7 protein-coding genes are annotated in these 7,693 nt (G+C 68.4%); 1 reads left to right on the top strand and 6 read right to left on the bottom strand.

The features are described 5' to 3' along the window. Positions 1–101: 101 nt before the first annotated feature. Positions 102–1,379, top strand: coding sequence for a CynX/NimT family MFS transporter (locus tag ACCC94_RS25800; RefSeq protein WP_413352460.1), 1,278 nt, complete (start codon positions 102–104; stop codon positions 1,377–1,379). Positions 1,380–2,071: 692 nt separating this feature from the next. Here the strand turns inward: ACCC94_RS25800 and ACCC94_RS25795 are convergent. The 6 genes from ACCC94_RS25795 to ACCC94_RS25770 all read right to left on the bottom strand — a co-directional run bounded on the left by ACCC94_RS25795 (position 2,072) and on the right by ACCC94_RS25770 (position 7,558). Beyond that, positions 2,072–3,127, bottom strand: a complete 1,056-nt coding sequence (locus ACCC94_RS25795; RefSeq protein ID WP_413352459.1) for an AI-2E family transporter — start codon at positions 3,125–3,127, stop codon at positions 2,072–2,074. A gap of 62 nt (positions 3,128–3,189) precedes the next feature. Next, positions 3,190–4,080, bottom strand: coding sequence for a DUF4892 domain-containing protein (locus tag ACCC94_RS25790; RefSeq protein ID WP_413352458.1), 891 nt, complete (start codon positions 4,078–4,080; stop codon positions 3,190–3,192). An 83-nt stretch (positions 4,081–4,163) separates the two neighbouring features. Beyond that, positions 4,164–5,024: an alpha/beta hydrolase gene (locus tag ACCC94_RS25785; RefSeq protein WP_413352457.1), complete on the bottom strand. Its 861-nt coding sequence runs from the start codon at positions 5,022–5,024 to the stop codon at positions 4,164–4,166. A gap of 9 nt (positions 5,025–5,033) precedes the next feature. Continuing rightward, on the bottom strand, positions 5,034–5,834 hold the full coding sequence (locus ACCC94_RS25780; RefSeq protein WP_413352456.1) for an alpha/beta fold hydrolase: 801 nt from the start codon (positions 5,832–5,834) through the stop codon (positions 5,034–5,036). Positions 5,835–6,062: 228 nt separating this feature from the next. Beyond that, positions 6,063–6,710 (bottom strand): LysE family translocator, encoded by a 648-nt coding sequence (locus ACCC94_RS25775; RefSeq protein ID WP_413352455.1) that lies wholly within the window; start codon positions 6,708–6,710, stop codon positions 6,063–6,065. Between the two features lie 44 nt (positions 6,711–6,754). Continuing rightward, positions 6,755–7,558: an AraC family ligand binding domain-containing protein gene (locus ACCC94_RS25770; protein ID WP_413352454.1), complete on the bottom strand. Its 804-nt coding sequence runs from the start codon at positions 7,556–7,558 to the stop codon at positions 6,755–6,757. Between the last annotated feature and the right edge of the window lie 135 nt (positions 7,559–7,693).

Here is a 7,693-nt window from a genome sequence, read left to right as displayed (position 1 = left end):
CATCGCCCGTGGCGACGCCGAAGACGCCGCGAGAGCGAACCGCGCGCTGCTGATCTGACTCTGAATGCCTTCTTCTGCCTTGCTGCCCTGGAATGCCCGCCATGTCCTTGCCCCATGAGCCGAAAGACGCCGAACACAAGGTGTCCTGCCCGCCCGAAGAACTGTTGATCGACGCCGAGGACGACGACACGAAAGCCGCGCCGCGCCCGCAGCGCACCTGGCTGTTGCTGCTGGGCCTGGTGCTGGTGGCGATCAACCTGCGCCCGGCGCTTTCCAGCCTGTCGCCACTGCTCAACACCGTGCGTGACGGCACCGGCCTCTCGGCTGCCGCTGCGGGGCTGCTGACCACCCTGCCGGTGCTCTGCCTGGGCCTGTTCGCGCCGCTGGCGCCGATGCTCGCGCGGCGCCTGGGCGCCGAGCGCACCGTCCTGCTGATTCTTTTCACCCTGGCCGGCGGCATCGTCCTGCGCAGCCTGTTCCCGGTGGCCGGGCTGTTCCTCGGCAGCCTGGTGGCCGGCGCCAGCATCGGCATCATCGGCGTGCTGTTGCCGGGCATCGTCAAGCGCGATTTCCCGCAGATCGCCGGAACCATGACCGGCGTCTACACCATGGCCCTGTGCCTGGGCGCCGCCACCGCCGCCGGCTCCACCGTGCCGCTGGCCAAGGTGATGGACGACAGCTGGCAACTGGCGCTGGCGTTCTGGGCGATCCCGGCCGTGGTCGCCGCAGCGATCTGGCTGCCGCAGACCCGCCAGAACCACCACGCCCACCGCGCGGTGTACAAGGTGAAGGGCCTGTGGCGCGACCCGCTGGCCTGGCAGGTCACGCTGTACATGGGCCTGCAGTCGTCGCTGGCCTATATCGTCTTCGGCTGGGTGCCGTCGATCCTCATCGACCGTGGCCTGAGCGCGGTGGAAGCCGGGCTGGTGCTCTCCGGTTCGGTCATGGTGCAGCTGTTCAGCGCCCTCGCCGCGCCCTGGCTGGCCACCCGCGGCAAGGACCAGCGCATCGCCGTGGTGATGGTCATGGGCCTGACCCTGGCCGGCCTGCTCGGCCTGCTGTTCGCCCCGCTTTCGGGCATCTGGGGCTGGGCGGTGGTGCTCGGCCTCGGCCAGGGCGGCACCTTCAGCATCGCCCTTGCGCTGATCGTGCTGCGCTCACCGGACTCCCACGTCGCCTCCAACCTCTCCGGCATGGCCCAGGGCGTGGGCTACACCCTGGCGGCCTGCGGGCCCTTCCTGGTCGGCGTGGTGCACGACGCCACCGGCGGCTGGGCAGCGACCGGGGTGATCTTCGTGGTGGTGACGGTGGCGGGAATCCTGTTCGGCCTGGGCGCCGGACGGGACAAGCTGGTGCAGGTCAGGAGCGAGCACGTCTGAGCTCGACCCTCACGTAGGGCGCATAACGCCCCCGGCGTTATCCGCCATGGCGGCGGATAACCCGTTCCGGGTTATTCGCGCCCTGCTCCGGAGCTCCTTGTAGGAGCGAGCTTGCTCGCGAACAGCGCTCCTGGGAAACGCTGGAGCAAGCTTCATTACCCTCTCCCCAGCCCTCTCCCTGAAGGGAGAGGGGGCCGTTCGGCGCAGGAGCTTCTTACAAAGTTAGCCGGCGAGGGTTGTACGGCGCATAACGCATCAGGCGTTATCCGCCATGGCGGCGGAGCTCCCTGTAGGAGCGAGCTTGCTGGCGAACAGCGCTCCTGGGAAACGCTGGAGCAAGCTTCACTACCCTCTCCCCAGCCCTCTCCCTGAAGGGAGAGGGGGCCGTTCGGCGCAGGAGCTTCTTACAAAGCTAGCCGGCGAGGGTTGTACGGCGGATAACGCCTCAGGCGTTATCCGCCATGGCGGCAGAGCTCCCTGTAGGAGCGAGCTTGCTCGCGAACAGCCCTCGAGATCGGAGCACCTGCTGACACCCTCTCCCCAGCCCTCTCTCTGAAGGGAGAGGGAGCCGCTCGGCACGCGGCCCTTCTGCGGAGTCAGCCGGCGAGTGCCGCGCCTTCAGAGCACGCCGGACAGTCCCCTCTCCCTTCAGGGAGAGGGTCAGGGAGAGGGCAAAACCCCGCTCCGATCCATCAAACCACCGGCGGCGGCGGAGGCCGGTGCGAGCTGGCCACCCAGGCGCTGACCAGGTTGTAGACCACCGCCAGCAGCACCGGCCCGAGGAACAGGCCGATGAAGCCGAAGCTGAGCAACCCGCCGAGCACGCCCAGCAGCACCACCACCAGCGGCAGGTTGCCGCCGCGGCTGATCAGGTAGGGCTTGAGGATGTTGTCCACGCCGCTGATCACGAAGAAGCCCCAGATCGCCATGAACACCGCGTAGCCGTAGCTCTGCTGGTAGAACAGCCAGATCACTGCCGGGCCCCACACCAGCGGCGGCACCATCAGCAGGCTGCAGACGAAGGTCAACAGGCCCAGCACCAGCGCGCCCGGCACGCCCGCGATAAGGAAGCCGATGGTGGCCAGCACGGCCTGGGCGGCGGCGGTGCCGATCACACCGTTGACCACCCGCTGCACGGTACCGGCGATGATGTCCATGTACTGCTGCGCCGCCTCGCCGATCAGGCGCTCCAGCACGCCGTGGGCGAACGCCTGCAGGCGCTGGCCGTCGCGGTAGAAGAAGAAGATCAGCACCAGGCTCAGCACCAGTTCGAAGATGCCCGCGCCCAGCTTGGCGCTGCGCGCCAGCGCCCAGTTGCCGACCTCGCCCATGTAGGGCTTGAGCGCGGAGAAGATGGCCACGCCCTGCTGGTCGGCCTGGTACCACCAGCCGATCAGACGATCGCCGATCAGCGGCACCCGCGCCATCCACGCCGGCGGCGGCGGCAACCCGGCGACCTGCAGGTTCTTCACCAGTTCGACGCCTTCGCGCACCCGGTCCACCAGGCCGAAGCCCAGCCACACCAGGGGCAACGCCACCAGCACGATCCAGCCAACGGTCAGCAGGCCTGCCGCCGCGGCCTGGCGGCCGCCGAGCAACTGGGTCAGCAGGCGCATCAGCGGCCAGCTGGCGAAGGCCAGCACGGCGGCCCAGAACAGCGCCGACCAGAAGGGCAGCAGCACCCAGATACTTGCGCCCAGCAACCCGAGCAACAGCAGGCGCAGCAACAGGCGATCGTTGTCGAACATTGGAAACCCCAGTCGGCTCGAAAGCCCCAGTGTAGGGCGTTTCGCGTCCGCGCGTAGGGGAATCAGCGCAGCCAGGTCAGATGAAGCCCATCGCCATCATCCTTGCCCTGCTCCAGACGCGCATCGCGTACGCCCTGGGCGGTGAGCGCGGCGCGCCAGTCGCCGGCGTGCTGGCCGGCCAGTTCGACGCGCACGCCGGTGTCCAGGCGCAGGGTACGTACCAGCAGGTCCAGCCAGGCGCCGCCCGGTTCCTGCGGCACGTGGCTCAAGGTCAGCTCGCCGTTGGCCTTGAGCAGGCGCATCAGGGTCGCCGGGCTGGGCAGCAGTTCGCCGAGGGCGGCGGTGCTGTCCAGCTGTTCGGCATGCAGGTAGGCGCGGCGGTTGCCCCGGGTGATGGTGTAGACCGCCAGCAGGCTGTTCTCGTGGGGCGCGGCGAGGCGCACCAGCAGGTAGGCCTGCTGCTCGTCCGGGCCGAACAGCTTGGAGTTGCCGAACACCGAGTTGGCCAGCAGGTTGCTGGAACCGCAATCGCGGCTCTCGCACCAGAACAATGGCGTGGCGTCGGCCTTGAGCAGGTCCTTGCGCGCGGCGGCGAAGGCGCTCTGGCTGGAATCCTCGTCGGGCAGGCGGTAGGTCACGGCCGTGAGGTCGCCGAGGGCGCGCACCTCCCCTTCCATGCGCAGGCGCCCACTGATGCGGCTGATCGAGCCTTGCGGGTAGATACGTTCCTGGCTGGCGGCCTGGTTGAAGTCGACGATCTCCGAACGCGGGAAGCGCGGGAGTATCTCCAGGTCGTGGCTGTCGGGCAGGTCGGCGGCGCCGGCGAGGCTGGCGAAGCCGAGCAGTCCGCCGGCGATCAGCGTGCGAAGCCGCCGTGACATCCGGTGCGCGTCGGTCCTGACGAAGTGAGGGTATTCCGGCCCCTGGCGCGCGGCGGTCTGGATGTCGAGCATGCACAATCTCCCTGAAGCGATCCGTGCAGCGTCGCGGCAGGCCCCGCTTTAGTCAAGCCAAAGGGCGCTACGGGGTGTTTCCCTCAGGCCAGCAGGAAGGATCGGAAGATCGCGGCGACGGCTTCGGCGCCCGCCTCGTCATCCAGGTGCAGATGGTGCTGGCCGGGCAGCTCATGGACCTCGAACAGCCTGTCCTTGAGCAGTTCGCGGATGGCCGGCTCGACCATCAGCAATCCCTGCTGCGCCAGCACCAGGCTGACTGGGCATTGCACCGACTGGACGAATTGTCGCGCATGGGCGCGGGTCAGGCGCAGCGGCGATGGCAGGGTCAACCGCGGGTCAGTGCGCCAGGTGTAGCCGCCGGGCACCGGCACCAGGCCTCGGGATGCCAGCAATTCCGCCGCCTCGCGGCTCACTGCGCCGACGCCTTTCATGCGCGCTTCTACCGCACGGTCGATGGCTTCGTAGACCGGCTTGCGCTTGTTCGGCAGGGCGAGTTGGGCGCGCAGGGCTTCGCCGAGCTTCTGCGGTGAAGTGTCCGGCTCGCCGGTGTAGGGCACCAGGCCGTCGATCAGCGCCAGGCGCTCGATGCGCTCGGGCATGGAGCCGGCCAGCAGCACCGAGACGATGGCGCCCATGGAATGCCCGAGCAGGGAGAAACGCTCCCAGCCCATCTGGTCGGCCACCATCAGCACGTCCAGCGCGTAGTCCCACAGCAGGTAGCTGGCCCCCGCCGCGCGGTGCGCCGAGTGGCCGTGGCCGGCGAAGTCCAGGGCGAGGATGCGCACGCCTTCGAGTTTGGGCGCCAGGCGGGCGAAGCTCATGGCGTTGTCCAGCCAGCCGTGCAGGGCGATCACCGGGCGACCGTCTTCCGGGCCGAAGAGATGCGCGGCCAGTTCGATGTGCGGCAGGTTCAGGCGGATTTCCTGGACTTGGGCGGTCATGGCGATTCCTCAGGAAGTGGCGCGCTGTTGCCAGCGGGCGAAGACGGTCTTGAGCAGCGCGGCGGTGTCCTGCGGGCGCTCCAGCGGGAACATGTGCCCGCCCGGCAGCGACAGGCTTTCGCCCATGGGGATGCGGCCGATCAGGCGGGCATGGTGCGGCAGCACGACGCGGCTGTGACGGCCGCGCACCATGGTCAGCGGCACGGCCAGTTGCCCGGCGCGGCCGGGAGCAGTGTGCGGCACGTTGCGGTAGATGGAGATTTCCGTGGCCGGATCGAACTTCAATCGCAGGCCGCGCGCATCGGACGGCGCCAGCCCGTGGCGCACGTAGGCTTCCAGGCAATCGCGGTCGAAGCGTTTGAACAGCGGCTTGCCGGCGAAGTAGTCCAGCGCCTCGGCGAAATCCTCGAAGTCCTCGCGGCGGCCCAGGGTGCGGCCAGCGGGCGTCAGCCGGTCGATGAAGCCGAAGCGCTTGGCAGCGCGGATCACCAGTTGGTCGGCCAGCGTCAGCAACGGCGAGTCGAGCATCACCACGCCGCGGTACAGCTCGGGTTTGCGCAGCGCCGCGTGGTAATGCAGCACGCCGCCGAGGGAATGGCCGACTCCCCACACCGGTTCGTCCAGAGCCTGCAGGTGATGCAGCAGCTCTTCCACCAGGTTTTCCCAGTTGGCGTTCACCGGGAAGCGTGGGTCATGGCCGTGCATGTCCAGCCGATGGACCCGGTAATCCGGCTCCAGGGCATCGAACAACTTGCCGTAGGTGCCCGAGGGGAAACCGTTGGCGTGGGCGAAGAAGACCGCTTGCGACATGCTGCGTGAACTCAGGGGATGACAGCCTGAATTTTCCGACAGCACCGGGAACGCGGCAATGACCCGCGCTCCCGCGAATGACGGCACTACGGCCAAACTCCATGGCGCTCCGGCGGTTTTGTCCTGATCTCTCCCTTTGTACGGCGATAACGCGTGCCGCGTTAGGCGCCCTACGAGAACCCCCACCGTAGGGCGCATAACCTGGAACAGGTTATCCGCCAGCACGCCTCACACCCAATGCGTCGCGTGGTTCACCACGCTGACCAGGATTCCCCCCGCCACCAGCAGGAACACCAGTCCGCAGGCCCCGTCGATCACCGGCACCGCGCGTAGCAGCCGCTGCTGCCACAGCGGTCGGGTGAGGATCACGCTGAGCAGGCTGAACCAGGCGAAGCCGACGACGAACAGCATCACCGCCACCGAGACCTTGCCGGGAGCCGACATGTCCACCGGAATCAGGCTGGTCAGCAGCGCGAGGAAGAACACCAGCGCCTTGGGGTTGAACAGGTTGGTGGCCAGCCCGCGCAGCCAGGGGCCGAGCTTCGATGCGGACAACTCACCGTCGATCCGCCCTGCCCCACCCGGCTTGCGCAACGCGCGCAGCGCACCGACGCCGAGCCAGCCGAGGTAGGCCGCGCCCACCAGTTGCAGGGCGCTGAACAACAGCGGCGAACGGCTGAGCAGCAGCGACACGCCGGTCAGCACCAGGGTGCCGTGGACCAGGATGCCGCAAGCCAGCCCGAGGGCGCTGAGCACACCGGCGCGGCGGCCCTGGTGCAGCGAGGTGCGCACCACCAGCGCGACATCCGGGCCGGGGCTGACCAGGGCGACCGCGAACACGGCGGTGAGCATGAGCAAGACGTGAACCTCCTGCATGGCGGGATTCTCCAGTGGGAAAGGAAACGGGAAAGGGAGGCGGATCAGCGCTGACGCAATCGCGCGGGCGGCAATCCGTAGGTGCGGCGGAACAGGCGGCTGAAGTGCGCCTGGTCATAGAAGCCCAGGCTCAGGGCGATCTCCGCCAGCGGCTGGCCCTTGATCACCCGTGGCAGCGCGCGTTCCAGGCGCAGTTGGGTGAGCCACTGGTGCGGCGGCAACCCGCACTGGTGGCGGAAGCGGCGCAGCACCTGCCAGGGGCTGAGGTCGCAGAACTGGGCGATCTCTTCCAGGGTGGGCGGAGTTTCCAGGCGCGATTCCAGCCATTCGCGAATGCGCGCCCAGGTCGGCGCATCGAAGCCCTGTCCCGGCTCGCGGATGCGCAGGCTGGAGGCGCGTTCCAGCAGCGCGGCCAGCGCCTGCCAGAGCTGGCCTTCCTGCGCCAGCCGTTCACCGCCCAGCATCAGGGTATGCGCGCGTTGCAGTTCGGCTTGCAGCAGCGGATCGCGCAGCTGCGCGGCGGTGAGCCGCGGCGCGCCCTGGCGCCCATCGCTGAAGGCGCGGCAGGCGTCGTCCAGCCATTGCGGGTCGATGGACAGCACACGGATGCGGTAGCCGTCCTCGCCCTCGCTGGAACCGTCGTGGATGCTCTCGGGGCTCATCAGCAGGATGTCGCCATTGCCAGCCAGCGAGCGCTCACCGCGATGGGTGTAGCGCTGGCAGCCGTCCAGCATCAGCCCGACGTGGTAGTCGAGGTGAAAATGCCGGGGAAAGGCGAAACGGCGATACTCGGCGTCGATGAAACGGACGCCGGGCAGGCCGCTGCTGTGGTGTTCGATGCGTTCCATGGGCCTACTTTACCGGCGCGGGAACGGCGGGTCTTGGACAAAATTGCGAGGGTGCAGGAGCTGTAGGAGCTGTAGGAGCGAGCTTGCTCGCGAACCCCGCCCGACACCGTGGCATCAGGCGGTTCGCGAGCAAGC

It is taken from the genome of Pseudomonas sp. Pseusp97, assembly GCF_047304025.1.
In the GTDB taxonomy this organism is placed as follows: Bacteria; Pseudomonadota; Gammaproteobacteria; order Pseudomonadales; family Pseudomonadaceae; genus Pseudomonas.
This window is presented reverse-complemented; position numbering and strand designations above follow the sequence as displayed.

Coding starts and splice junctions, on each gene's coding strand:
- ACCC94_RS25800 (WP_413352460.1), top strand. CDS start 102: ATGTCCTTGCCCCATGAGCCGAAAGACGCCGAACACAAGGTGTCCTGC.
- ACCC94_RS25795 (WP_413352459.1), bottom strand. CDS start 3,127: ATGTTCGACAACGATCGCCTGTTGCTGCGCCTGCTGTTGCTCGGGTTG.
- ACCC94_RS25790 (WP_413352458.1), bottom strand. CDS start 4,080: ATGCTCGACATCCAGACCGCCGCGCGCCAGGGGCCGGAATACCCTCAC.
- ACCC94_RS25785 (WP_413352457.1), bottom strand. CDS start 5,024: ATGACCGCCCAAGTCCAGGAAATCCGCCTGAACCTGCCGCACATCGAA.
- ACCC94_RS25780 (WP_413352456.1), bottom strand. CDS start 5,834: ATGTCGCAAGCGGTCTTCTTCGCCCACGCCAACGGTTTCCCCTCGGGC.
- ACCC94_RS25775 (WP_413352455.1), bottom strand. CDS start 6,710: ATGCAGGAGGTTCACGTCTTGCTCATGCTCACCGCCGTGTTCGCGGTC.
- ACCC94_RS25770 (WP_413352454.1), bottom strand. CDS start 7,558: ATGGAACGCATCGAACACCACAGCAGCGGCCTGCCCGGCGTCCGTTTC.